The organism is Micromonospora sp. RTBAU3-60 (genome assembly GCF_054963695.1).
In genome coordinates, this window is record NZ_JBUEGB010000209.1 from 1 (window position 1) to 608 (window position 608).

The window sequence follows — 608 nt, forward strand, 5'->3', positions numbered from 1 at the left end:
CCTTCAGGAAACTAATGGCGGGGCCCCGGCCATCCGGGTCGACGATCGACGCGTTATCGGGCTCGTCGAAGCCAGATTCCTTGACATAGCCGAGGGCCAGCGCCCAGAAAGCGGCGATCCGCTGCGGATGGTCGGCATCGCATCCCAAGGTCCAAAAAGTCGCCATGACGCCAACGTACGGGGGCTGCGACCAGCTGTCATCGGCAAGAGCGGATGCCTAACCGGTCACCAGCCGTGACGCTGCAGAGCGCGGATCGCGACCAGAAGCGTCACCGGCTCTCCCGCGCCGGCAACCGGCGGATCAACCGCACGCTGCACATCATGGCCGTGGTCCAGCTGCGCAACCGCACGCAAGGCCGCGCCTACTTCGACGCTAGAAAGGCCGCCGGGAAGACCTCCATAGAAGCCATGCGTGCGCTCAAACGCCGGCTGTCCAACGTGGTCTACGCGCGCATGGCCGTCTCGCCGACCAGAGGAAAAGGGATGCGGCGGACCCGGGAGGGCAATCGGGGACGACTCTGCAATCCAGCGTGACCGACCTGACCCCGGACATCGGCCCTTCGGACAAGCCACTTCCCGGACCCGCCACCAACCACCCTAAACCCTTG

1 protein-coding gene is annotated in these 608 nt (G+C 65.6%); it reads left to right on the top strand.

The features are described from left to right. Positions 1–234 precede the first annotated feature (234 nt). The gene (locus ACY34I_RS40595; protein ID WP_462760864.1) at positions 235–534 is read left to right on the top strand and encodes a transposase; all 300 of its coding nucleotides are present in this window, start codon (positions 235–237) and stop codon (positions 532–534) included. Positions 535–608: the final 74 nt, after the last annotated feature.